Origin of the sequence: Rheinheimera faecalis, assembly GCF_021290965.1 — a bacterium.
GTDB classification, from domain to species: domain Bacteria; phylum Pseudomonadota; class Gammaproteobacteria; order Enterobacterales; family Alteromonadaceae; genus Pararheinheimera; species Pararheinheimera faecalis.
Window position 1 is genome coordinate 89589 of sequence record NZ_JAJOYT010000008.1, and the last position, 26034, is coordinate 115622.

Annotated in this window: 22 protein-coding genes; 7 read left to right on the forward strand and 15 right to left on the reverse strand. The window is 46.5% G+C overall.

Translation table 11 applies throughout. The features are described 5' to 3' along the window. Nucleotides 1-65 precede the first annotated feature (65 nt). A complete protein-coding gene (locus tag LSG34_RS14255) occupies nucleotides 66-671 on the reverse strand; it encodes an FMN-dependent NADH-azoreductase (protein ID WP_233009764.1) in 606 nt (201 codons plus the stop codon). A 232-nt stretch (nucleotides 672-903) separates the two neighbouring features. Here LSG34_RS14255 and LSG34_RS14260 point away from each other — a divergent pair, with 232 nt between their 5' ends. Beyond that, on the forward strand, nucleotides 904-1485 hold the full coding sequence (locus LSG34_RS14260; RefSeq protein ID WP_233009765.1) for a sigma-70 family RNA polymerase sigma factor: 582 nt from the start codon (nucleotides 904-906) through the stop codon (nucleotides 1483-1485). Continuing rightward, nucleotides 1469-2137 carry a ChrR family anti-sigma-E factor gene (locus LSG34_RS14265; protein WP_233009766.1) on the forward strand — a complete coding sequence of 223 codons (669 nt, stop codon included), beginning with the start codon at nucleotides 1469-1471 and terminating at the stop codon, nucleotides 2135-2137. Before LSG34_RS14260 ends, LSG34_RS14265 begins: the two co-directional genes overlap by 17 nt. A gap of 72 nt (nucleotides 2138-2209) precedes the next feature. On the opposite strand, the gene LSG34_RS14270 is transcribed toward LSG34_RS14265, so the two are convergent. Both LSG34_RS14270 and fadR read right to left on the reverse strand, forming a co-directional pair. Beyond that, a complete protein-coding gene (locus LSG34_RS14270; protein WP_233009767.1) occupies nucleotides 2210-4456 on the reverse strand; it encodes an aminotransferase class V-fold PLP-dependent enzyme in 2247 nt (748 codons plus the stop codon). Nucleotides 4457-4654: 198 nt separating this feature from the next. After that, entirely contained in the window at nucleotides 4655-5374 is a 720-nt protein-coding gene (gene fadR, locus LSG34_RS14275; RefSeq protein ID WP_127023810.1) for a fatty acid metabolism transcriptional regulator FadR, read from the reverse strand. A gap of 182 nt (nucleotides 5375-5556) precedes the next feature. Between fadR and dsbB the strand changes: the two genes are divergently transcribed. Beyond that, the gene (gene dsbB, locus LSG34_RS14280; protein ID WP_233009768.1) at nucleotides 5557-6090 is read left to right on the forward strand and encodes a disulfide bond formation protein DsbB; all 534 of its coding nucleotides are present in this window, start codon (nucleotides 5557-5559) and stop codon (nucleotides 6088-6090) included. Nucleotides 6091-6135: 45 nt separating this feature from the next. On the opposite strand, the gene LSG34_RS14285 is transcribed toward dsbB, so the two are convergent. From LSG34_RS14285 to prmB, 6 genes are all read right to left on the reverse strand, one after another. After that, nucleotides 6136-6756 (reverse strand): FKBP-type peptidyl-prolyl cis-trans isomerase, encoded by a 621-nt coding sequence (locus LSG34_RS14285; RefSeq protein WP_233009769.1) that lies wholly within the window; start codon nucleotides 6754-6756, stop codon nucleotides 6136-6138. Nucleotides 6757-6843: 87 nt separating this feature from the next. After that, a complete protein-coding gene (locus tag LSG34_RS14290) occupies nucleotides 6844-7122 on the reverse strand; it encodes a YfcL family protein (RefSeq protein ID WP_233009770.1) in 279 nt (92 codons plus the stop codon). A gap of 2 nt (nucleotides 7123-7124) precedes the next feature. Continuing rightward, nucleotides 7125-8249 carry an ATP-NAD kinase family protein gene (locus tag LSG34_RS14295; protein WP_233009771.1) on the reverse strand — a complete coding sequence of 375 codons (1125 nt, stop codon included), beginning with the start codon at nucleotides 8247-8249 and terminating at the stop codon, nucleotides 7125-7127. 79 nt (nucleotides 8250-8328) lie between these two features. Continuing rightward, nucleotides 8329-9492 carry an MFS transporter gene (locus LSG34_RS14300; RefSeq protein ID WP_233009772.1) on the reverse strand — a complete coding sequence of 388 codons (1164 nt, stop codon included), beginning with the start codon at nucleotides 9490-9492 and terminating at the stop codon, nucleotides 8329-8331. 91 nt (nucleotides 9493-9583) lie between these two features. Then, nucleotides 9584-10681, reverse strand: coding sequence for a chorismate synthase (gene aroC, locus LSG34_RS14305; RefSeq protein ID WP_233009773.1), 1098 nt, complete (start codon nucleotides 10679-10681; stop codon nucleotides 9584-9586). A gap of 74 nt (nucleotides 10682-10755) precedes the next feature. After that, nucleotides 10756-11703, reverse strand: coding sequence for a 50S ribosomal protein L3 N(5)-glutamine methyltransferase (prmB, locus tag LSG34_RS14310; protein WP_233009774.1), 948 nt, complete (start codon nucleotides 11701-11703; stop codon nucleotides 10756-10758). Nucleotides 11704-11738: 35 nt separating this feature from the next. On the opposite strand from prmB, the gene smrB reads away from it, so the two are divergent. After that, nucleotides 11739-12275, forward strand: coding sequence for an endonuclease SmrB (gene smrB / locus LSG34_RS14315; protein WP_233009775.1), 537 nt, complete (start codon nucleotides 11739-11741; stop codon nucleotides 12273-12275). On the opposite strand, the gene sixA is transcribed toward smrB, so the two are convergent. Continuing rightward, nucleotides 12259-12750, reverse strand: coding sequence for a phosphohistidine phosphatase SixA (gene sixA / locus LSG34_RS14320; RefSeq protein WP_233009776.1), 492 nt, complete (start codon nucleotides 12748-12750; stop codon nucleotides 12259-12261). The genes smrB and sixA overlap by 17 nt on opposite strands. Before the next feature lie 172 nt (nucleotides 12751-12922). Between sixA and LSG34_RS14325 the strand changes: the two genes are divergently transcribed. After that, a complete protein-coding gene (locus tag LSG34_RS14325) occupies nucleotides 12923-15694 on the forward strand; it encodes an insulinase family protein (protein ID WP_233009777.1) in 2772 nt (923 codons plus the stop codon). 54 nt (nucleotides 15695-15748) lie between these two features. Continuing rightward, a complete protein-coding gene (locus LSG34_RS14330; RefSeq protein ID WP_233009778.1) occupies nucleotides 15749-17986 on the forward strand; it encodes a putative bifunctional diguanylate cyclase/phosphodiesterase in 2238 nt (745 codons plus the stop codon). A 115-nt stretch (nucleotides 17987-18101) separates the two neighbouring features. Here LSG34_RS14330 and maoP read toward each other — a convergent pair whose 3' ends face one another. From maoP to fadI, 5 genes are all read right to left on the reverse strand, one after another. Then, nucleotides 18102-18449 carry a DUF413 domain-containing protein gene (gene maoP / locus LSG34_RS14335; protein WP_127023839.1) on the reverse strand — a complete coding sequence of 116 codons (348 nt, stop codon included), beginning with the start codon at nucleotides 18447-18449 and terminating at the stop codon, nucleotides 18102-18104. Nucleotides 18450-18686: 237 nt separating this feature from the next. Then, on the reverse strand, nucleotides 18687-18878 hold the full coding sequence (locus LSG34_RS14340) for a hypothetical protein (protein WP_233009779.1): 192 nt from the start codon (nucleotides 18876-18878) through the stop codon (nucleotides 18687-18689). Between the two features lie 171 nt (nucleotides 18879-19049). Further along, a complete protein-coding gene (locus LSG34_RS14345; RefSeq protein ID WP_233009780.1) occupies nucleotides 19050-21200 on the reverse strand; it encodes a S9 family peptidase in 2151 nt (716 codons plus the stop codon). Between the two features lie 210 nt (nucleotides 21201-21410). Beyond that, entirely contained in the window at nucleotides 21411-23552 is a 2142-nt protein-coding gene (gene fadJ, locus LSG34_RS14350) for a fatty acid oxidation complex subunit alpha FadJ (RefSeq protein ID WP_233009781.1), read from the reverse strand. Continuing rightward, nucleotides 23552-24862 (reverse strand): acetyl-CoA C-acyltransferase FadI, encoded by a 1311-nt coding sequence (gene fadI, locus LSG34_RS14355; protein WP_233009782.1) that lies wholly within the window; start codon nucleotides 24860-24862, stop codon nucleotides 23552-23554. Before fadI ends, fadJ begins: the two co-directional genes overlap by 1 nt. 211 nt (nucleotides 24863-25073) lie before the next feature. Here fadI and LSG34_RS14360 point away from each other — a divergent pair, with 211 nt between their 5' ends. Next, on the forward strand, nucleotides 25074-26027 hold the full coding sequence (locus LSG34_RS14360; RefSeq protein ID WP_233009783.1) for an AAA family ATPase: 954 nt from the start codon (nucleotides 25074-25076) through the stop codon (nucleotides 26025-26027). Nucleotides 26028-26034: the final 7 nt, after the last annotated feature.

Below are 26034 nucleotides of genomic sequence, written 5' to 3' on the forward strand. Positions count from 1 at the left end.
CTTAAGAAAGTGGCCAAAGCTTGCAGGAAGGAGGATGCCTTCAGAGGAAAAAGCGGGTTTTGCTATTAGGCAGCTACAGCTGGCGCTAATTCAGCAATACGGGCTTTTGCAGCAGTTAAAGCTTTCTCTGCGCTTTCCGGGCCCATATTTAAGCCTTCAGCGTAGATAAAGTTTAAATCTTTTAAACCGATGAAGTTCAGGAAAGCACTGACAAACGGAGTTTGTGAGTCTGCTGACGTGCCCTGATATAAACCACCACGGGTTGCAAAAATAAACACCGGCTTGTCTTGTAACAGACCTACAGGGCCTGTTTCAGTGTATTTAAAGGTAATACCAGCGCGAGCCAAACGGTCGAAATAAGCTTTTAACTGGCTTGGTACACCGAAGTTGTACATAGGTACGCCAATAACAATAGCGTCAGCCTTCTGAATTTGAGCAATGGCGTCGTCTGATAAAGCAGCTAAAGCTTTCTGTTCATCAGTACGGTCCGACTCTGGAGTCATCCAGGCGCCAATTTCTGTCATGGTTAAGTGAGTAAAGCTATCTTGTACCAGGTCCAGAGTTTCAGTAGTAAAACCTGCTGGTAATGAAGCTAAAAACTGTTGGCTTAACTGAGTCGATTGACCTTTGTCGCCGCTTAAAGAACTATTGATTACTAATACATGTGCCATGGTAATTTCTCCTGTCGAGTTAGTAATGACAGAATAACTATAATTTTTTAGACAATAAATCAGAATAAATCACACAAACCTTTCTATTTTTTGAACCAATCTAAAGCTCAAGCGGCCGCGTAAAACTAAGCATCTAACAAACGATACAGACAGGATTGGAATAATGTTGGATCCAACATCAGTTCAAAGGCATGATGGCAGGAATTATCAAAGGGCCGGTATTCAAGGATCTATGTCAGTACAACCCCAAGACAATGCACAGTGGGAACAAGCTTTAACTTTTATTGCAGTAGACCGCGATAAACAAGCCTACTCGCAATTATTTAGCTATTTTGCGCCACGGCTAAAGGCTTTTGGTCTGAAAATGTTTGGTAACGAGCAACAGGCCATGGAGATGGTGCAGGATACTATGTTGAATGTCTGGCAAAAAGCCCGGCTTTTTGACGCCAGCCGCGGCTGTGCTTCGACCTGGATTTTCACCATAGCCCGTAACGTACGTTTTGATATGTTGCGTAAAAAACAAAGCCGCAAAGATGAGTTGAGCGCAGACGATCTGTTTTTTGACGGTGATTACCCGGAGCAGGAAGGCACAGACAGCAACGAATGGGATTTGTGGTTACTGGCAGAAAAGGTAGCCCCCCATTTTGCCAAGCTGCCTGCGGCACAACGTGACGTGATGGAAAAAGTGTATTTAGAAGAGAAATCGCACCAGGAAGTATCGGAAGAACTGTCTATCCCGTTAGGTACAGTAAAATCCCGTATTCGTTTGGCGCTAGACAGATTAAGAGAGGCCATTGATGATCCACGCAGTTAAACATCACCCGGCGCTGGAATTGCTGGAACAATATATTGAAGCCAGTCTGGCCCCTGAATTAAGTCTGGCTATAGCTGCGCATCTGGATCTGTGCCCACATTGTCAACGGATAAAAATGGATTTAGAAGCTGAAGCCGGAGCTGCTTTGGTAAGCTTACCTGAAGAGCAAAGCACTGAAACAGATTGGCAACAGATGCTGGATTTTATTACGGCTCAACCTGAAGTGGCAGCAAAAATGGCAAAACGTCAGCCTTTTGCTGTGCAAATTCAGAATAGCGAAATCTTATTACCAGCCTCACTAAAACCATTACTGCAAAACAAGCTGAAGTGGTTCAATTTAGGTGGCATTAGCACAGCCAAACTGGCTGGTGAAGATCAGCATAATGTGTCTTTACTTTATATCCGCAAAGACAGCGAAGTACCGCAGCACACTCACTTAGGTCTGGAAATCACTTTGGTACTCAAAGGTAAAATCTATGATGAGGTAGGCTGTTATGGCGAAGGTGATTTATTGATTAACACGCCGGATCATACGCACACGCCACGCACCATGAGTGAAGATTGTTTGTGTTTGTCAGTTTTAACTGCGCCATTGAAGTTTAAAAAAGGCTTAACGCGGTTATTAAACCCATTGCAGCATCTGTTTTACTAAACAGGCGCATACAAGGGGCGACCTTTATGGTCGCCCGTCTATCTGCCGAAGCTAAGTACGAAAAATATTGGTTCAGGCTAAAAGCGCAACGCCGCCTTTGAGGTTAAAAACCAGCTCAAACCCTGCCCTGTTAAGCACCTTTGCCGCCAATAAACTGCGATTACCAGACCGACAAACCAGTAACAGAGGTTGAGGCGTTGCTGTTTGTTGATCAGCAACCTGCTGCACCAGCGCAGACAAAGGAACTTCCTTACAAACTAAGTCAGGTAAATACACAGATAAAGCGCCAGCAGCTTGTTCATGAGGTTCGCGTACATCCCAAATTTGTAAGTGTGGGTGCTGTTGTATCAATGCGGCGATCTGATGTTTATCAATCACAGCGGTCGCATCAGAAGCACAGACCTCCACTACACCACAAAAATGCCCGGATTGCTGTTGCAGCCAGTCAGTCTGACGTTGCAATTCGCTCAGCCACAGCTCTGGCGTATCTTCTGTATGGAGCACCTGCTGCAGTGCAGGTTGTTCCTGCAGCATCAGATCCCAGCGGGTGAAAAAACGCTGAGCATAGTCATGGCTGGATAACAACAAAGTTTGAGGGGCAAGCTGCTGACTTAAGGTTCGTAAGCTGCGGCGGAACTCCTGACTATCGCCACCAGCTAAATCGAGGCGCCCTGTGCCACCGGGTAAAATAAAATCACCAACAAAAGCGAATTTTTGCTGTTGCTGCTGTTTGACCAGAATAGTCACAGCTTCAGGACTATGGCCAGGTGTGGCCAGAGTTTCCAACTGATAAGCCCCCATTGGCAACCTGGTTTCGTTCAGAGGCCAACCCAGTACATTGGTATGTACAGGAACCATTAAATCAGCCAATAAAGTCACCAGTTCAGGTCGTGCTGAAGGATGATCTTTATGTAAATGGGTATCCAGAATAGCCCGGACTTTAAACTGGTGCCCCTGCACTAACTGCGCAATACGGCTGGCCAAAGGCAACACAGCATCGATAATGATGACTTCCGACGTATCAGCAGATACCAATAAATAACTGCATAAATCTTCTTGTTTTAACTGCACTAAACCAGTCACAGGCTGAAGCTCTGTGCTGCTGGCGTCACTTAATACCAAACAACAAGAGTTCACCACAGTTTTTAATGCCAAAATAGCCTGACAAGCCCGCTGACACTCATCCACAGTCATCGCAGGGCCAAAGGATAAACGAATAGCGCCCTGGCTGCGCCACAGCGGCAAGCCCATCGCATTCAGCACAAAGCTGGTCGGGATTTTAGAGCTGCAGGCCGAACCCGAGCTGACACGAATACCTGCTGCATCAAACAAATCCATAATATCTTTGCTGGCAAAACCCGGCACAGAAAAATTGATGGTGGTTGGCACTATGTAAGGCTTGTCGCTGTTCAGAACTAAATCAGGAAAAACCTGACGTAATGCGGACAGCAGTTGATCACGGTAAGTCCAAAGTTGTTGCTCAGACTGAAATACCGACCCTTCTTTTAATTTCAGTTGTTGGAAAATAGCCTGCAAAGCCGCAATACCGGGCAAGTTCTCAGTGCCGGAACGTAAGCCGCTCTCCTGCCCGCCGCCTGCCAACAACGGCTGATAAGGACTCCCCTTACGTACATATAAAAAACCAATACCTTTTGGCGCATAAAGCTTATGACCACTAAAAGGTGCGTAGTCTATGGTCATCTGTTCAAGCTGTAATGGCATTTTGCCAAGCGCCTGTACGCAGTCCACCATCCACAGTACCTGCGGCGATACAGCGCGAATAAGCTGCTGCAAAGCGGTTAAATCCTGCTTGACGCCCGTTTCATTATTCGCAGCCATAGTGCAAATCAACAAGCTAGTGGGTAATTCAGCACGGATAAACTCAAAATCCAGCAGGCCATGCTGATCCACAGGAATAGCTTTAATGGTGGCGCCCAGCTGCAATACATGATTCCAGTGTTCCAGACTCTGAGGCACGGCTTTGTGTTCAGTAGCGCCGTACAACAAGCTAAAGGCTGGTCCGGTTTTTCCAGACAGGCGGGCATGCAACAACGCGGAGAAAATGGAACTCTGAATACCTTCAGTTGCACCAGAGGTAAAGACGATATCGCCAGAACCAGCACCAATCAGTTGACGAGCCAATTGCCTGGTATTTTCCAGCTCGACTTTGGCTTTAATACCAGTGCTGTGACTACTGCTTGGATTACCAAAACACTGCTGCATGGTGTGTTGCACAGCTTCTGCGGCACAGCTTAATACAGCAGTGGTAGCATTATTATCCAGATAAATTTCTTGTGGCCGGATGTCAGGCTTTTGCATGGATCGCCCCATATAACTAAAGGTTATATTATATATAGCAATATAATAACCAGCCGCAACTGCTGTGACAAGGCTAGGCTTTGTTAAATGGCGGCGAATACAAAAACATCAGGAATGTTTTTGGACTGCTTGAGCAGGCTCCGCAGGAGTTTTTTGCATGGATGCAAAAAACAAAAACCGCCTTTCGGCGGTTTTAAATTATTCGATCAAATCTTTTGGAATTTGAGAGCGTAAACCAGCCCAGATTTTGCCACTTTCTTTACCGTACTTACGCACAGCAAACACCACTTCGTCATGTTTACCAGCTTCAGCGTATTGCTTCAGTTGATTGTAATACTGACGAGCCAGCTCACGGGCTTCAGGCGATGAAAAGTAAAAACGCGCTATTTTGTTATACAAGCCACGGAAGCCATTTAAAATCAGCACATAAATACGATTCGATGAATGCAGTGCCATTTCATGGTTCAGGTTGTAATCAAAAGCAGCAAAGGCTTCTGCTGTATCCGCTAAATCTTCAGCACCAGCAAAAGAAGCAATCACCTGGTCTTTATGAGTTTTGATGGCACCACGAATATAGATAGCGCTGATATTGGTGCGGGCTGACAGCAGCTCGTCTACTAATTCCGGCATACGCTCTTCATCTAAACGAGCCAGCGTTTCCAGAATATTTAAACCTGAGGTTTCCCAGAAGTTATTTACTTTGGTTGGTTTGCCATGCTGAATAGTCAGCCAGCCATCACGGGCCAGACGCTGCAATACTTCACGTAACGTCGTACGTGTGACCCCAATCAGCTCTGACAATTCACGCTCAGCCGGCAGAATGGAACCTGGGGCAAACTTGCCATTCCAGATAGATTCAACAATATATTCTTCAGCAAAACCAGCTGGGCTTTGTGCTTTAATTAAATTCATAGTCATGCGGAGGGGCCCGTTGTCATTATTATAATGTCAGATAAATGGCACTGATTGTACCAGAGACAAAGCAGTTAACAAGCTATGGATTAAAAATAGCTGTTCAGCGCGCTGTGGGTTGTCTTTCAACTGTTTTTGCCTTAGATTGACCGACTTATAGTTTTGTTTTATCAAACAAAGGGATCCGAATGTTATCCAGTCTGGCAAAATGGTCAAAACAACGATCGGCATGGCTCGTCTTAGCTCTGTCAGCCACGGTGTTGTTAGGTCTGGCGTTGTACTTTCAATATCAGATGAATTTACAACCTTGCATGTTATGTGTTTACGCCAGAGCGGCATTAACAGGTGTGATTTTAGCAGCCCTGATAGCGTTAATCTCTCCAACCAATGGTTTATTGCGCTGGATAGCTTTATTCACTTTTGCGGCAAGTTCCGTCTGGGGTTTTATGATCACCCAGGAACACATAGGTGTAGAGGAACTGGTGCAGTCCGGCGGCTTATATACCTGCAGTTTGTTTCCTGAGTTTCCACTGGGTTTGCCTTTAGATAAATGGTTTCCGGAAGTATTTAATCCAACAGGTATGTGTGGTGATATAGCCTGGCGTTTTATGGATCTGTCCATGCCAGTCTGGACTCGCGTTATTTTTGTGGTTTATACCCTGCTGTCACTGATGTTAATTTTCAGCCAGTTTAAGAAGAAAAAATACAATCCATACGACTAAAGAAAAAGGAGCCCACAGGCTCCTTTTTCTTTATAAAACGAGCTATTAACCAACGATAGCTAACAGTTCTACGTCAAAGACTAAAGTGCTGAATGGAGCAATTTTGCCACCAGCGCCACGCTCGCCGTAAGCCAGATTGTGTGGGATAGTTAAACGTAATTTAGTGCCAACAGGCATCAGCTGCAACGCTTCAGTCCAGCCGGCAATCACGCCAGAGACAGGGAATTCAGCTGGCTGGCCACGATCATACGAGCTGTCAAACACAGTACCGTCAATTAAAGTGCCATGGTAATGCGTGCGCACTGTAGAAGCCTTAGTTGGCTTCTCGCCTTCACCTTGTACTAATACTTCGTACTGTAAACCAGAGGCAGTGACTGTCACGCCTGGTTTTTTCGCATTTTCAGCCAGGAAAGCTTCACCAGCACCAGCTAAAGCTTTAGCTTGTTCTTCCTGTTGTTCCTGCATACGCTGGCTGATCACCTGGAATGCAGCGCCAATTTGCTGTTCAGATACTTCTGGTTCGTCACCCTGGAAAGCCGCAGCTAAACCTGCGGCTACAGCCAGAATGTCTAAACCGTCAAACGGGTTATCAGCCAGTTGCTGACCCATTTGCAGACCTATGCCATAACTGGCGTGTTGCTCTAAGCTGGTAAATTTAGTAGACATAAAGTTCACTTGTAGTTTGGCGCACAAAGCGCGTTGTAGAAGCGCAAATCAAATTCGGCTTCAGTTTCAACCTGATGCATCATCAGATCACGAAAGTTGTTGTAGCTGCTGCCATAGACCTAACACTAAGTGTTGATCCTGCTCTGTCAGTTCACCACCTGCAATAGCCAGATCTAAACTTTGTTGTACAGAAGCCGCAAGCTCAGAGCGCTCAAATTGCTGTTCAGTCAGTTCTAAACGACCTACAGCTAAATCAAAATGGCCACGCAAATAACCACCGGCAAATAATTCATCATCACTGGCTTTTTGCACCATGGCATCTAAAAACTGGGCAACCTGCTGAATATAGGCCTGAACGTCCTGCATTTTTACTCCTCCAGACCTAGTCTGTACATCACATAATCGTTGTAACCGACCAGCACAGGGATCAGGCCCTGCAATTGCTGATCAAGGCTTGCGTCCCCGGTATCGGCCAATAAAGGCCGGCCTTCGAGTTGCTGTAGTTTAGTTTTGGTCGCCACTAAACAAATATTAGCGCGGCCCACAGCGCGAATAACAGCAGGACTTAACTGCTGATTACCCCGGCCAAACACATGGCCCTGCCCCCCTATTAAGGTGATCACCAGCTTGCTTGGATAATCCTGCACCAGCGCCAGCAATTCTGTGGCTGTGACATCGGACGCAATCAGCTGGCCATTTTCAACCACATCTACACCTAATAAGGTATTGGGTAAATCCAGTTCTTTCATCACGGCAGCTACAGTGGAGCCCGAGCCCATCACGTAACGCACATCATCGTCCATGGAGCTGGCTATATAAGCCGCTAAATCATCCAGCACCAGCTCTTCAGACTCTTTACCACCGTTTTTCACACTTTGGATATAACGAAGCTCGGCTGGAATACGCATTTCGCCAAAACGTTTAGCGCGCACTATGCCTTGGCGAAAAGCGGTTTCGTCTATATCCATCACAGCGGCTTCAGTTAAGGTGACTAATTCGCCTTTGACCAACTGAGCTATGACTTTGCCAGCTGCCGATGGGCTGATGGCATAAACACCAGAGTGAATTTTGCACCCTGCTGGCACACCAAGCACAGTAGCGCGTTCACCAACAGCAGCGCAGATATTGCGGGCTGTGCCATCGCCACCGGCAAATAACAATAAATCTACGCCCTGCTCTGCGATGGCAGCAGCTGCTTGTTCTGTATCTTCGGCAGAGGTGTGGCTGGATCCTGGTGTATAACAAATCTGAAAGTGAAAGCCTAAAGATGCCAATAAATCAGCACCCATAGCACCAGCAACCGTCAGTATTTGTAGCTGTTCTTTCAGAGGCAACAGCTGTTCTAAGGCTAAAGCAGTTTTATTCTGCGCCTGAGGCACAGCCCCTAATGCCAGAGCTTGTTCCACTACGCCATCGCTGCCTTTAAGCGCAACAGCACCACCTACTCCGGCTACAGGATTGATAATTAAACCTAAACGAAACAGACTGGCCACAACACCCTCTACAGCGTAAAAAAAACGCCGCATTGTAGCCTTTTAAGCCTGCAATGCCCAGCGGGAACTCAATACTGCACTAAAGGTTTTGCTGTTGTCGCAAGGTTTTTGGCAAAGAAAAGGCCATTAAGGTGGCGCCTAAAGCCGCCACTGCAGCACTGACAAAAGTTAAAGTAGCGCCTGGTCCGTCAGCCCATAATACGCCAGCACAATAAGCGCCTATAGCACCACCGCCGCCGTAGACCACACCAGCATATAAGGCTTGACCACGGCTGCGCTGCGCTGGTGCAAAAAAGCTCTGAATAAACTGCATAGCGCAGCTGTGCGCCAGGGCAAAACTAGCGGCGTGAAATAACATACTAAAAGCCAGCCAGTACCAGTGCTCTGCCAGATAAGCCACAATAAGCCAGCGCACTATAGTGAGGCCGTAACAAAAGGTCAGTAGTACACGGTAGCTAAAGCGGTTCAGCACTTTGCCTGCATAAAAAAACGCGATAATTTCCGCCAGCACAGCCAGCGCTATCATCAAACCAGAGGTGACACCGCTGTAGCCTAAGTCGCGGCAATACAAAATAAAGAAACCGTAAAAAGGCGCAAAACTGATTTGCATTAAAAAAGTCGCTGCCATAAAACGCAAAAACACCGGGTGCTTAAATAAGGTGCGAAAACGTATAGACTGCTGCCCTTCGGTGTTTTTCATCGTAAAAGAGGGTAATAAAAACAAAGTACCAAGCAGCAGAGCCAAAAACACAGTGGCGCCCCAAGGTAAAAATTCGGAGCCAAAATACTGCAACAACAACCCCCCCAGCATGACGACCACTATGTAGCCCACACTGCCAAAACTGCGGACCCGACCATAAACGCTGCTGTCATTATTCAGATAATGAAAAGCACTGACTTCCAGCTGCGGCAAAATCGCAGTCCAGAATAAGCTGAATAAACCAAGACCAAATACCAAAGGCCAATAACCCAGATCAACATAGCTGCTTAACCAACCAATGGATGCCAGCACAGCACCAAAGCGCATGACGCTGATTGGATCGCCTTTACGCTCCACCACCATAGCCCACAGACTAGGGCCAATAATACGAGTGGTGGTGACTATCGCCAGCAGCAAGCCAATATCGTGAGAATTAAAACCGCGGCCATCGAGAAACATGGGTAGGTAAGGTACAAAAATGCCCAACACAGCAAAATACGCAAAATAAGCAAGTCCCAGGGCTGGGGTGGTGGCAAGTTTCATCAGATTTCCACTACAAAATTAAAAGCACATCACCGCGATGTACAAAAACAAAACGCCGCATAAAGCGACGTTTCTATTCTATCCCAAAGCGTTACGGCTGTCGGGCTATATCTGGTGTCGTTACTATCACATCTGCATTTTGTGCTCTGTGACGCAGGAAATGATCCATCAGCACTATCGCCAGCATCGCCTCAGCAATAGGCACTGCACGAATGCCGACACAAGGATCGTGGCGGCCTTTGGTGATCATTTCTGTTTCTTCACCGCTGGTGGTAATAGTTTTACCAGGAATGCTGATACTGGACGTTGGTTTTAACGCAATGCTGACATTAATATCCTGACCTGAGCTAATACCACCTAAAGTGCCACCTGCATGGTTAGCACTAAAGCCAGCTAAGCGCAGTTCATCGCGATGGGTAGAACCACGTTGCTCGACCACAGCAAAACCATCACCAATTTCGACGGCTTTAACTGCATTGATACTCATCATGGCGTGGGCTATATCTGCATCAATCCGGTCAAACACAGGCTCTCCCCACCCCACAGGCACACCGGACGCCACGACATTAATGCGGGCACCGACTGAGTCACCGTCTTTTTTCAGTTGACGCATGTACTCATCTAACTGCTCAAGCACATCAACATCAGGGCAGAAAAAGGCGTTTTGCTCGACCTGATCCCAATCCAGCTTTTGCGCTTTGATTGGGCCAAGCTGTGCCAGATAACCACGGATTTCGATACCAAACTTGGCTTTTAAGTACTGCTTGGCAATAGCCCCAGCGGCCACACGAACCGCAGTTTCACGGGCGGATGAACGTCCACCCCCACGGTAATCACGAATACCAAATTTATGCCAGTAGGTGTAATCCGCATGACCAGGCCGGAACAAGTCTTTAATAGCGGAATAATCTTGTGAGCGCTGATCGGTATTTTCAATCAGTAAACCAATAGACGCGCCTGTGCTATAGCCTTCAAACACACCAGATAAAATTTTGACGATATCGTCTTCGCGACGTGCTGTGGTGTAGCGTGAAGTGCCGGGTTTGCGTCTGTCCAGCTCAAGCTGAATTTGTTCCAGATCGAGCTTTAAGCCGGGCGGCAAACCATCCACTATGCCACCAATGGCCGGGCCATGGCTTTCACCAAAGGTGGTCACTTTAAAGAGTTGGCCTATAGAATTACCCGACATCCTTCACCTCTGCGTATCTTTGTATTTTCTGAAAATTAAGCTTCTAAATTATGCTTCTAACCTATGTTTCTAAACTAGGCTTCCAAACTATCCTGATGTTTCACCAAATCGGTTTTGCTGATGGCAAATACACCTAAACCACCACGTTCAAATTCCAGCCATTGCAATGGTAAATCCGGATACAGCTCTTGCAGTGCGACCATGCTGTTGCCTACTTCACAAATCAGCCAGCCACCGTCGTTTAAATGCTCTGCGGCTTGCGCCAGAATACGGCGGGTCAGCTCCAGACCATCATGGCCAGAAGCCAAACCTAATTCAGGCTCGTGATGGTATTCATCCGGCAAGTCGGCCATATCTTCTGCATCCACATAAGGCGGATTAGTCACAATCAAATCGTAGGTCTGGCCTTTAATGGCGTTATAGCCATCAGACAGCATAGGAAACACCTGATGCTCCAGCTCATGCTGCTCGATATTAAATATCGCCACATCCAATGCATCTTCGCTGATATCCAGCGCATCCACTTCGGCATTCGGAAACTGTTTAGCGCAGGCAATAGCAATACAACCAGACCCTGTGCACAAATCCAAAATACGCGCCGGTTCATGTTCTTTAAACCAGGGCTCAAAGCTTCGGCTAATCAGCTCGCCTATAGGAGAACGTGGCACTAACACCCGCTCATCCACATAAAAGCTTAAGCCACAGAAAAAGGCTTGCTGAGTTAAATAAGCGGCCGGAATACGTTGTTCAATACGTTGCAGTAACAAATCACAAAAAACTTTGGCTTCAGAGCTGGTCATACGCAGCGGCAACAGGTTTTCAGTAATACGCGCCATATCCAGACTATGAGCCAGCAACAAGGCGGCTTCATCCCATGGATTGTCGGTGCCGTGGCCAAAATAGATATGGGCTTTATTAAACTGGCTGACAGACCAGCGTAACCAGTCATGGATGGAATGCAGCTCGCGGATAGCTTCGTCGATAATTTCCGCAGTCAGATGGCTGCTTTGATGCTCTGTCATTGTGTTTTACTCTAGTGATTGGTTAGACTTCGGGCATGCGAAAAAAAACACCAGTTCCAGATCTTCCAGATGATGAAAAACAGCTGTTCCGTGACTCGGTAACAGGCGCACGCCCCTTGCAGCAGGACAAGATACCTTTTGCCCGCCAACCCGGCAAGGTCAGAATGGCGGCCACTTTAACAAATAGCAGTCCAGATAGCCATTTGTTTTACTTTTCAGACCAGTACGAAGGTTTTTTCAGCGAAAGCTCAACTTTGGCTTTTGTGCAGAGCGGAGACGATCCAACCTTAGCCAGGCAACTGAAACGTGGCGAATTCCGCCCTGCCGTGGTGCTGGATTTACATGGTTTAACCCAACAACAAGCCAAAACCGAACTGGCTGGTTTATTGGCTTATTGCGAGCAACAACATTTTAACTGCGCTTGTGTGGTGCATGGTAAAGGTTTGGGCATTCTGGCAAAACGAGTGCCAAATTGGCTGGTGCAACACCCTAATGTCCGGGCTTTTCATACAGCCCCAACAGAATGGGGCCGGGATGGTGCTTTATTGGTGTTGCTTAAGACACCGACTTAACAAGATGGATCAAACTGGGACAGGCATATTCCAATAACACACCTCTGTGTTGATGGTAATCAATACAAGCCACACCAGCAGTATCAAAAATTGGGGTCTGGCCACTACGGGTAAAAGCTTCGACTAAAAAGCTCACCAATGGCATATGAGAAACCAATAAAATTTTGGCGTGCGGATTTTCAGCGTAAAGCGTATCGAGAAAATCGACCACCAGCTGCGAATTTCCCTCAGGGACCAGATCCGTATTCAGTTCAACAGCTTGGGCTGTCAGCCCTTTTTGCACTAAAAGTGCGGCGGTTTGCTGAGTCCTGCGATAAGGGCTGGAGAAAATCTGATCAAATGCACTATAGTGGTGATGCAGCCACTCAGCCATTTGACTGACTTCGGCCTGACCTGCTGCTGTTAATTGTCGTTCACTGTCGCTCAAGTACTGCGGTTCAGCTTCACCGTGCCGCATAATAACCAAATTAACCATTGTTGCTACCAGTTACAACTTCGCGACGCTCGCGAAAAGAGTGCGCTATGATAATGAAAGTTAATGCCGACAGTAACTGCTAATAAAGCATAAAATTGCGTTACTATATTCCTAATCGCTATGATGAACCCTCGCATTCCGTATTTTCAGGGTTCCCGTCACGAGGCATAAATTGAAAAAAAGCCAGTTAATGCAAAGCCCTAACGATAAGCGCCAGTATTTGGCGCTGACCTTATCGAACGATCTGCCTGTACTCTTAGTGCATCAACAAGACGCAGAAAAAAGTGCCGCTGCGCTGACGGTCAACGTCGGACACTTTGACGATCCGGCAGAACGCCAAGGTTTGGCACACTTTCTTGAGCATATGCTGTTTTTAGGCACTGAAAAATATCCAGACGCTGGCGAGTACCAGCATTTTATCAATCATCATGGTGGCAGCCACAACGCCTGGACGGGCACTGAACATAGTAGTTTTTTCTTTGATATAGATACCGACTACTTTGAACAGGCTTTGGACAGGTTTGCCGATATGTTCCGTGCGCCGCTGTTTCACGCCGATTATATTGAAAAAGAACGTCAGGCTATTGAAGCTGAATTTTCTTTAAAACTTAAAGATGACAGCAGACGTATTTATCAGGTGCACAAAGAAACGGTCAATCCGGCCCACCCTTTTGCTAAGTTTTCAGTCGGTAATTTACTGACCTTGTGTGACACACCAGAACAAAGTCTACAACAAGCAGTGCAGCAATTTTTTGATAGCCATTATGGCGCGCGCCGTATGACCTTGTGTCTGGTGTCGCCTTTACCGCTGCAGCAACTGGAACAGCTGGTGCATCAGTATTTTGCTGCTTTGCCGAATCATGTCTGTGCCAAAGCCCCTTTGTCAGAACCTTTATACCTGGCTGAACATCAGGCCTTACAACTGGATATAGCCCCACACAAATTCAGCCAGCGTCTGGTCGCCAGTTTCGCCTTACCCGATATCCAGCCCTGGTACAAATACAAGCTAATTTCCTTTTTGGCGCATTTGTTAGGCGATGAAGGCTCCGGTTCTTTATTAGCTTATTTAAAAGACCAGGGCTGGGTGAACCAGCTAAGCGCCGGTGGTGGTATAGACGGCAGCAACTATAAAGATTTCACCTTGTCGTTTGAGCTAACAGAGCAAGGCGTGTTTGCCAAAGAGCAGATTTTAGAGGCTATGTTTGGTCAGTTGCACTTACTACGGCAGTCGCCATTTCCAGAGCATTTGTTTCTGGAGCGTCAGCGTTTAGTGCAATGGAGCTACTTATATCAGGAGCCCAGCACTGCCTTGCAAGGCGCCTGCGATTTGTCAGTCAATATGCAGCATTATCCGGTCGATGATTATGTCTATGGTGACTACCGCATGGATGTACCACCAGAGCAGCTTTACCGTGAATTGCTGGGGCATTTCCGTCCCGACAATATGAGGGTGATGTTTATTGCCCCGGACATCCAAGCCAACCGTGAAGCCCGCTGGTACCAGACTCCTTATAGTGTGCAACCTCTGGAACAAAGCCGGATCGATAATTACCTGCAGGCGAAGGTGCCAGAAGGCAACCATCTGCCGCAAAGTAACCCTTATCTGGTGACAGAGCTGAGTTTATTGGCTGATGCTGACCATATGGCCAAACCACAACTTCTGGTGCAAGACCCTGGCTTTAAGTTGTGGTTTAAAGCCGACACTGACTTTAAAACACCAAAAGGTCATATTTTTGTTCAGTTGAATTTGCCCAATTGCATCCGGTCTGTGACACAAATGGCAAGTAGTCGTTTATGGCTGGAATTGTTTCAGGATCAGATCAACGAAAGTTTTTATGCCGCCACTACAGCAGGTTTAACCTACCATTTGCATGTGCAGCACAATGGCATTAGCTTGCACAGCAGTGGTTTGGCAGGCAATCAGATTAAATTAGTGGCTGATTTACTGGCTCAGATGGCCTTTTGTCAGTTTGATGAACAACGTTTTGATGAAATTAAACGTCAGTTGATCCGGCATTGGCAAAACCACAGCAAAAATAAACCAGTGTCCAAACTCTTTAGCCAATTGTCTTCTTTACTGCAACCGTTAAATCCGGATATCGACCAACTGGCAGAGGCCCTGCAACAACAGAGCTACAGCGATTTTATTCAGTTTCACCATCAATTATTGCAACAAGTGCATCTGGATGCCTTTATGGTTGGCAATTGGCAGGCTTCGGATGCTACTCAGTTAAGTCAGGCATTAAAAGGTTGGCTTTCAGAGCAGAACCAGGGCGAAGCCTTACCCCGCCAGCGTTACAATACGCAGGGTATAGGTCCGGTCTGGGTTAAGGTTCCGGTTGAACACAGCGATCAGGCGCTGGTGATTTATTTGCCGTCACGGCAAAAACAACCTGTGGATATGGCGCTTTTTATGCTGGCCAATCATTTACTCTCACCTGAATATTTCCATGTGCTGCGCACCGAACAGCAATTGGGTTACCTGGTGGGTACAGGTTATGTGCCTATGAACCTGCTGCCCGGCATCGCTTTTTATATTCAAAGCCCTGCAGCCTCCTGCGCCGATTTGTATAAAGCCACTTTGGCTTTTTATAAAAACTTTCTGTCCGAACTGGAAGAACTGGATGAAGAAGAGTTTGTGCAGATGAAACAAGGTCTCGCTACTCAAATAAAAGAGCGTGACAGCAGCTTAGGCGCCAGGGCCAAACGCTTGTGGCTGGCGATAGGCCAGGGAGATCATCAGTTTGATTTAAACGAGCAGATAGAACTAGCTTTGGAACAATTGAGCCTGAAAGACTTTATTGCGTTTTTTTACCAGTTGCTGGCACCGGATTACGATGCAATTTTCCTTGCAACAGGAGATAAACCGGATCACAGTCATTTAACTGAACAAAACCCTTTCAAATTATTAGAGAAATTACCTTTATTAGCGGAATGGCTTTGACAGTGTGGATGACATTGGTTACCGTGAATTGATATCAATTAAAAAAGTCTGACTGTGCGCCTGACTCCTGTTTTATCACTGCCATTAAGCCTTGTGTTTATTGTACCTTCGCCTGCCTTAGCCGCAGGTTGGGAACAATTGCAACCTTATGTGCTGACTGTCATCTCCGCCCTTTCTATAGTCGCCCTGACGCTGGCTCATCTGAGCATAGTACGGATGCGGCGTTATCAGTCCAAACTGGAGCAAAGTGAAGAGCGTTTACGTTTGTCCTTATGGGGCAGCGGAGATGAATTATGGGATTGGGACATGCAGGCAGGCCAGCTGTATCGCTCCAGCTCCTGGCATCAACCTCTTGAAAAACCGGGCGATAGTCAACAATTTCCGCCGAATCGCTCTGAAATCCATCCACAAGACGTAGAACGGGTCACCAGCTCGCTGCAACAGCATATGCATGGCATGACCCCAATTTTTGAAGCCAGCTACCGTATTAAAGCGGCCAATGGCCAATGGGTCTGGGTATTGGATCGTGGCAAAGTGGTGCAGTTGAATGAACAAGGTCAGGCCATTCGTATGACCGGTACCTTAAAAAATATTCAACAGCTCAAAGAAACGGAAGAGCGCTTAAGCTTATTTGCCCGCTGTCTGGATAACATCTCAGATGCGGTGATGGTCTGTGATACCCATTTCGCTTTGTTAGAAGTCAACCCGGCCTTTGTCAGCATGACAGGTAAAAGCCGTGAATCTGTGTTGCACAGCGTGTTTGAACTTTCCCTCTACCCTGCCCGCTTTTTACATGAAATCCGGCAATCCTTATTAGAGCAAGGTTATTGGGCTGGTGAAATTGAAGATAAAAGACATAACGGTGAGCTCTATCAGGCCGAATTGAGTTTTGATGTGATTAAAGACGAACTGGGCCAGGTGCAGCAGTTTGTTGGTGTGATTTCTGATATCAGTGAGCGAAAAAAACGCGAAGCTGAGCTTAATCGTCTGGCCGATACGGATACCTTAACTGGCTTACCAAACAGAGCTCGTTTTTCCAGCCATTTAAGCCAGTTAGTGCGAGAGCAGGTCGAACATGCACTTTTGGTGTTCGATTTAGACAACTTCAAAAAAATTAACGACTCACTTGGGCATGAACTTGGCGATACTTTGCTCTGTAAGTTGTCGGAACGTTTAAGCCTTTTTACCCGCTTTAAAGCCAAACTCTATCGTTTAGGCGGAGATGAATTTGCAGTAGTGCTGGAAAACACCAATGATATTCACAGCATTACCAGCCTGGCTAAAGACTTACTGAAACAAATTAACCTGCCATTTTTTATTGAACAGCATGAACTGGCGATCACCAGCAGTATTGGCATAGTACTGTATCCGGAAGATGGTCACGACCCTCAGGCACTGCTGCGTAACGCTGATACGGCCATGTATCATGCCAAACACGAAGGCGCCAACCGTTACCTGTTTTTTAATGATTCGATGAACAAGCTGGCGGTTAAACGATTGCAGGTGGAAAACCTGATCCGTCATGGCTTAAAAGAAGATTATTTTACGGTGTTCTATCAGCCCAAGATGGACATAGTCACAGGTCAGCTCGTGGGTATGGAAGCTTTGGTGCGATTTATCACACCGAAAAAAGGCTTAATCAGCCCGGCCTCTTTCATTCCTGTGGCAGAAGAGACAGGCCAAATTCTTGAAATTGGTGAAGTGGTTTTGCAAAAAACCTGTGAAGACGTCAAACGCTGGATAGATATGGGTCTGTTTCATGGCCGCGTTGCCGTGAACTTATCAGCCAAGCAGTTTATGCTGCCATTTTTGTGTGAGCAGATAGACGACATACTGCAGCGCTCTGAGCTGCCCTCTTATCACCTGGAGCTGGAAATCACCGAAGGCACAGTGATGCAATCGCCCACTTTGGCTATAGATACCATGAAGAAACTACGGGCTCGCGGTATTCATTTAGCCATGGATGACTTTGGCACCGGCTACTCGTCTTTAGCTTATTTAAAGCAGTTTCCGCTCAATACACTTAAAATCGACAAAGCTTTTATCGACGATATGAACACAGCCCGTGGCCGCAATATGGTAGACACTATAGTCACCATAGCGCACAACCTGAACCTGACCGTGGTAGCCGAAGGGGTAGAGCAAGCAGAGCAGCTGCAGCAGCTTAAACAGCTGCGCTGTGAGATTATTCAGGGATATTTCTACAGTAAACCGTTGTCAGCCCATGATTTTGGTTTGTTCTTAAAACAACAAAAACAACAAAAACCAAAACTAACAGCTGTGCCAGGTTAAAAAGGCTCTGGTCTTTCGGCTGGGTAGCATCAATAACACAAAACAAAAAAAGGGTTAGTACAGAGCCAATACCAAGTACCGGCTCTGTACTAACCCTCTTTTCAGCGTATTACTTTTAATCTGCGTCGTTATCTACAAAAGAGAAGTCTTCGCCACCATCTGCAATACGCTTCTTACCGAACACGGTATGGAATTTGCGTTTTTCCTGCAAACGTTGCTTGTACTTCAACCAAACCTTTTCATACTGGCTGGCTGCTTCCTGTTCGCCTTTGCAAACAGCGATAAAACGTTGTTCTTCTTCATTGACTGGCTGGCGTGAGCCTGCTTCCAGTTCCTGCATGGCGTTGCCATGTTTTTCCAGCAGATTACCCTCTGCCAGAGTAAAGCGCCCGGACCTGGTGAATCCCTTAGGGAAATTCTGGTCATCGAAAAAGCGACGATTAGCGACAAAACTTTGCTGCATCACTTTTTTCCTCTAATTTTGTTGTATCTACAGCTATCCGAATCAAACTGTGCGCAGTATGGTAAACAAAATCAGACTCGTCAAACAAAAATTTTGCTTTGTCAAAAGAAATGATTTTGGAATGCCACAGAAGCCGCATTTTGTTCAGAAAACAATCGCAACTGGTTGACGAATAACCCTTTTAATCCGTCCAAATTGCAAATTTTGATACGTAATGAATATCAGGCAGGATCAATGTTAAAAGTAATTAGAAAAACGACCAAAGGCACGGCGTAGCGTCAGTCTTTTATGATTATGAAACAGAGGAAGCACTAAAGGTCCTAAACATAAAGCCGCCAAAGCCCAGCGTTTAGCCGCCATTCCGGCACGTAAAGCCGCAATATAAACACTGACACTGCTCAGACATAAAAGACTCAGGATAAAAACCACACTGAACTCCCGCTTAGTAACTCTGCTTAAAAAACCGCCGCACTATACCAGACAGATAACCTCTTGACTGCGAAAAACACCAACAAATGCGACGAAAGTCTGAGTCATGGTGCTAAAAAAGAAAAAACGGCGCACATCACAAATGCAGCGCCGCCATTTTATAGCTTTAGACTAAGAAGCCGGAGTTGCTGGTGTTGTTTGTGTTACTGGCAACAAAGACAAAATAAAAGCGTATTCGTCAGCAATTTCAATCATGCGCGAGAAACGCCCGGATTTGCCGCCATGACCCGCTTCCATATTGGTGCGAAATAATAGAGGGTGTTGATCGGTTTTGACGGTACGCAGCTTAGCCACCCATTTTGCCGGTTCAAAATACTGCACTTGTGAGTCATGCAAGCCTGTAGTAACCAACATGGCCGGATAGGACTGCTTTTTGACCTGATCATAAGGTGAATAGGACAACATGTAGTCGTAATAGACTTTTTGTTTTGGATTGCCCCACTCGTCAAATTCATTGGTCGTCAGAGGAATAGACTCGTCCAGCATAGTGGTGACTACATCGACAAAAGGCACATGAGCCACCAGGCCACGGTATTTATCCGGAGCCATATTGGCAATAGCACCCATTAGCAAACCACCTGCACTGCCGCCCATCGCAAAGACCTTATCTTTCGCAGCGTATTTTTGTGCCACCAGATAGTCCGTCACATCGATAAAGTCGGTGAAGGTATTGACCTTTTTCAGCAACTTGCCGTTTTCATACCAGCTGCGGCCCATTTCCTGACCACCCCGAATATGAGCTATAGCATAAACAAAACCACGATCTACTAAAGACAAGACTGTGCTACGGAAAGATGGAGAGCTGGATATACCGTAAGAGCCGTAGGCGTATTGATACAAAGGTGCAGTGCCGTCCTTTTTCAGACCTTTTTTATACAGCAGGCTAACCGGAATTTTGGTGCCATCTTTGGCTGTGGCCCAAACCCGCTCTGTCTGGTAGTTGTTTTTATCAAAACCACCTAAGACTTCCTGTTGTTTCAATAAACGTTTTTCACCTGTTTTCATATGCATTTCATAGACGGAAGGTGGAGTCGTCAAAGAGGTATAGCTGTAACGCAACCACAGGCTGTTTTGCTCCGGGTTATTGTCGGTTTTGGCCACATAAGCGGCTTCATCGGATTCTACATACTGTGCTTTGCTTAAATCAGACCATGGCATCAAACGCACTCTGTCCAGACCATTGCTGCGCTCGTTAATCACCAGATAGTCGGTAAAGAGCTGGAAGGACTCAATAAACACATCGGGGTTATGCGCAAGCAAGGGTTGCCAGCGACTGCGATCCCCTATCTTGTCGTCATTAACCGTCATTAAACGATAGTTTGGCGCATCCCAGTCGGTCATGATCACCCAGCGGTTATCTATATGTTCCACTTCATATTTAAAATCGCGTTGACGGGGTGCTATGGCGGTAAATTTGCCTTTTTTATCGTCAGATTTCAGCACCAGCATTTCATTGGATACTGTGCTGCCAAGCCAAATCACCACGTATTGATCATCCGAAGTGTTGCCGACGCCCATATAAAAACTGCTGTCTTTTTCTTCGTACAGCACTTCATCTTGCGCCACAGCCTGACCCAAGGTATGACGACGAACTTTGGTCCCTAATAAAGTTTGCGGGTCTTTTTCAATATAAAACAACTGACTGTTATCAGCCGACCAGGCGATAGAGGCTTCCGCACCTGTAATAGTGGTGGTTAAGTCTTTGCCTGTACGCAGGTCACGAACTTTGAGGTTGTAATTACGACGACCGGTGCTGTCTTCAGCATAAGCCAGCAACTGCTGATTGGGACTCACCTGATAGTTGCCTATCTGATAAAAATCTTTGCCCTCTGCCATGCTATTGACGTCCAGCATCACTTGCTCAGAGCCACCTGCTTTGGGCTTACGCGCATAAATCGGATACTCTTTGCCTTGCTCGTAGCGGGTGTAGTAGGAATAATCGCCTTTCACCACAGGCACTGTGCTGTCGTCTTGTTTGACCCGGCCAATAATTTCATCGGCCAGGCTTTTACTCAAACTTTTATACTGGTCTGCATACTGCTGATAATACTGATTTTCAGCATTCAGATAAGCCAATACGTCGGGCGCCTGCCTTTTATCGTCCCGCAACCAATAATAGGGGTCTTGCCTGTCGCCATGTTCTGACTTCACGACATAAGGTTTTATAGGCGCGACAGGCGCTGATGCAGGCATCGCAGCCATAATGTGCAAACTGGTGAGCATAGCAACTCCATAACCAAGGATACGGACCGGATTGGGCATGTTTCTCTCTCTTCTGTGTATGGATTCGGTGGTTAAAAAACAACAAAACGTTAACACAACGAGGATTTCACAACCACAGCAGGAGCGTACTTATGCGACGAATAAGATGTAACAAAAAAAGACGGTGTCAGAACCTAAAATGCGAGAGGCAAAGAAAATAACAAAAAAGGCCCCTAACCTGCAGGAGCCTTTTTAAAGTCAAAACATAACTTAATAAAAAGTCGTGTTTTGTTCTGCTTTTTCCAGTAACAGCTTGCTTGGGGCAAAACGTGCGCCAAAACGGCTCTCAAAGCTGCGCAGATGCGCTACTAAAGTGGCGGCACCCATCTGATCGATATAACGGAACGGACCGCCTAAGAACGGCGGGAAGCCTATGCCGAAGATGGCGCCTATATCACCGTCACGGGCGCTGCTGATAATGCCTTCTTCTAAACAGCGTACTGCTTCGTTCAGCATTTGCACCACGCAGCGCAACGCTATTTGATCGCCACTGAGCTTAGCTGCAGGATTTAAACCAAGCACTGTATAAACCGAAGCATCGACCTGCTTTTTGCCTTTGGCTTTGGCGCCGTACAGGTAAAAACCTTTTTCAGTCTTACGGCCTTTACGGCCATCCGACAGTAAGCGGTCAAATGCAGCTGGTGCAGTAAAACGCTCACCCAATTCATTCAGCAGAATTGGGGATATTTTAGCGCCTACGTCTATACCCACTTCATCCAGCAAGGTAATAGGACCTACAGGGAAACCAAATTTCACCAGCGCTTTATCCAGCGCTTCAACTGGTTCGCCTTCAAGCAGTATATTGGCGGCTTCATTCATATACAGCGCCAGAATACGGTTGACATAAAAACCTGCACCATCTTTGACGACGATAGGCGTTTTGCCTTGCTTACGGGCAAAAGCTACAGTAGTTGCAATAGTTTCAGCCGAGGTTTTGTCATGAGCTATGACTTCGACCAGTGGCATTTTATCCACAGGAGAGAAGTAATGCAGACCAATCACATTTTCAGGGCGAGCCGCTTTGGCCGCGATCTGACCTATTGGCAATGAACTGGTATTGCTGGCAAAGACCGTATGTTCTGAACAATTTGCTTCAATATCAGCCACCATCTGCTGTTTTAAATTTAAATCTTCAAACACAGCTTCGACTACTAAATCCACATCGTGGAAACCACTGTAATCGGTCGTGCCTGTCAGTAAAGACATTTGTTTTTGTACTTCAGTCTTAGTGACAAAACGTTTACGCAGCTTTTTCTCCAGCAGGCTGTAGCTATATTTCATTGCATTGGAAATACCTTGCTGGCTGATGTCTTTAATCCGCACCGGCACGCCAGCTTTAGTGGCTGTAACGTTGGCGATACCACCGCCCATCAAACCACCACCTAAAATAGCGGCTTTGCGTACTTTACGGGGTTGAACATCCCCTGCCCCAGTCTCTTTTTTCATCTGAGTCGTGGCAAAAAATAACGAACGTAAAGCTTTGGACTCATTGGTCATGCAGAGCTCACCAAAAGCTTTGGCTTCCACATCCAGGCCTTTATTAAAACCACCGTCCACACCAGCTTTAATGGCTTTGAGGATCTTCAGCGGTGCCGGATAATTACCATGAGTCTTGGCTAAGGTTTGTTTTTCTGCCTGGCTAAATACAATAGCCCGGCCATAAGGCGTTTTTTCCAGCACTTTACCAACAAAGTTCAGTTTGACTTCACGGGCTGCCGGTTTGCCTTTAAGCGCCAGTTGTACTGCGGCTTCCAGCAAAATACTTTTAGGTACCACGGCATCCACTAAACCGATTTTTTTCGCCTGAGCGGCACGCAACTGCTTGCCGGTTAAAATCATATCCAGAGCTTTTTGGATACCGACCAGACGAGGCAAACGCTGAGTACCACCGCTGCCTGGTAATAAACCCAGTTGCACTTCAGGTAAACCCAATACAGTTTTGTTGTCTGTAGTCGCAACCCGGGCGTGACAGGCTAAAGCCAGCTCTAAACCACCGCCTAAACAAGGGCCATGAATAGCAGCCACTAACGGAATAGATAAAGCTTCAAGCTGGTTAAACACCAGTTGGCCCATACGACCTATGTCTTCGGCTTGCTGAGCTGTAGTGCAGCCATCAAGCATCGAAATATCGGCACCTGCGATAAAAGAATCAGGCTTACCACTGATAATAACTAAGCCTTTGATGTCTTTATTGTTTTTAATTTCGCCAAGGAGAGATTTAATTTCATCAGCAAAAGCAGCTTTGAGCACATTCATGCTCTCGCCTGCCACATCCATGCTGATCACACCAATATGATCAGGGCGAATGCTTAAGCTAAAAGTTGGCTTTGAATCAAGAGTCGGCTGGCTCATTATTCAGTCTCCACTATCATAGCTGCACCTAAACCACCGGCAGCACAAGCTGTGGTTAAACCAATACCACCACCACGGCGTTTTAATTCATTTAACGTCTGGGTAATTAAACGGGTACCTGTAGCCGCAAAAGGATGGCCGTAAGCTAAAGAGCCACCTATCACGTTAAATTTCGCCATATCAATGTCACCTATAGCTTCAGCACGGCCCAGTTTTTGTTCGGCAAAAGTTTTGCTACCAAACATTTTCATATTGGCCAGCGCCTGAGCGGCAAAAGCTTCGTGCATTTCAATCAGGGTTAAATCAGATAACTTCAAACCGGCACGATCTAAAGCGATTGGCGTCGCATAAGATGGGCCCATCAGCATATCTTCCCACACATCGATAGCGGCAAAAGCGTAACTGCGGATATAACCCAGCACTTCATAACCCATAGCTTTAGCACGGCTTTCCGTCATCATCAGTACAGCGGATGCACCATCAGTTAAAGGCGTGCTGGTCGCTGCAGTGACAGTACCAAACTGACGGTCGAATACTGGTTTTAACTTGCTGTACGATTCCAGTTTGGAATCCATCCGAATATTGTTGTCGATTTCAAGGAAGGTTTTGTACGGCTCAATATGAGCGGCCATCACTTCATCTTTTAACAGGCCATCTTTCCAGGCTTGTGCAGCAAGGCTATGTGAACGGTGCGCCAGCGCATCCTGATCGGCACGGCTGATACCATGAGTTTTAGCCATTTGTTCAGCCGTATCCCCCATAGACAAGCCTGTGGTGTATTCAGCCACTGCTGGTGGCACTGGCAACAAATCTTTTAAACCTAAACGGCGGAAGATCGCCAGTTTCTGACCAAAAGTTTTGGCTTTGTTTAAATCGACCAGAGCACGGCCTAATTTTTTGCTGACACCAATAGGCAATACTGAGCTTGAATCTGCACCACCGGCGATTGCGATTTCAGTGTGGCCTGCCATCATACTTTCAGCCACGCTGACCACAGACTGGAAGCTGGTGGCACAAGCACGGGTCACGCTAAAAGCGTCAGTATGCACATTCATACCAGTGCCCAGGACTATTTCGCGGGCTATGTTGGGCGCTTCCGGCATTTGTACAACTTGACCAAAAACCAATTGATCTATTAACTTGGGCGACAATTCGCTACGGATCAGCAGTTCATTGACCACCAGCTTGCCCAGTTCCAGCGCTGAAATGCCATGGAATTCGGTCGCTTGTTTCGCAAATGGAGTACGCAGACCACGCACTATGGCGATACGGTCTCCCTGACGTGTGGTAAGTTGTATTGGCGCGGCCATAAAAGTCCTCTTTCTGTGTTTACCGTGACAGGTCTGACCTGTAGATAATTCGATTGTAACCAGAGATCAGGCAAATTAAAACACTTGTTTTAAAAGGTGTTGAACCTTATATAAAAGCAAGTGGTCTTAGCCTAGCTTTTTTTCAAGCTAACTGCTTGGAAAATAAACAACATTAACTGAAGACAATAACTTACAAGTAGCAGTGAGCATTATGGTAAAGGCATTCTCCGCGTTAAAAGACTATCTGGACGGTCAGGTCTTAGGTCAGCATGCGCTGACGGAAGGTATTTTGTTAGCTTTATTGGCCAATGGTCATTTGTTGGTGGAAGGTCCACCGGGTTTAGCAAAAACCAGAGCAGTCAATGCGTTGGCACATGGGGTAGAAGGTCGTTTTCATCGCATTCAGTTTACTCCCGACTTATTACCAGCCGATTTAACAGGCACAGATATCTATCGTCCTGAAACAGGTCAATTTGAATTTCAGGCAGGCCCTTTGTTTCACCATATTATCCTGGCGGACGAAATAAACCGCGCACCAGCTAAAGTGCAGTCAGCTTTGTTAGAAGCTATGGCGGAAAAACAAATCACTGTAGGCCGAAAAACTTATGCGTTGCCTGAGCTGTTTTTAGTGATGGCCACCCAAAACCCACTGGAGCAGGAAGGTACTTATCCTTTACCTGAAGCTCAGTTAGACCGTTTCTTATTACATCTGAAAGTGGATTATCCGGATGCAGCCACTGAACTGGCTATTTTGCGTTTAACCCGGGGTGAAGCTTTAGCTCACGAAAAAGCCAAATTAAGCCCTATCAGTCAGGCCGATATTTTTGCCGCCCGTCAGGATATTTTAAAGCTGCACATGGCCGAAAGCCTGGAAAACTACATAGTGCAACTGGTGATGGCGACCCGAAATGCCAAAGCCTACAGCGAACAACTGGCGAAATGGATAGCTTATGGTGCAAGTCCACGTGCCAGTATTGCGTTGGAGCGTTGTGCCCGTGCTAAAGCCTGGTTAGAAGGCCGTGATTTTGTTACGCCGGATGATATTCAGGCGGTATTTTTTAACGTGTTACGTCATCGTCTGATCTTAACCTACGATGCCGAAGCCCAGGGTTTAAGCACAGACGATGTGCTCAGAGAGATTTTAAAACTGGTTCCGGTTGCCTGATGTGTCT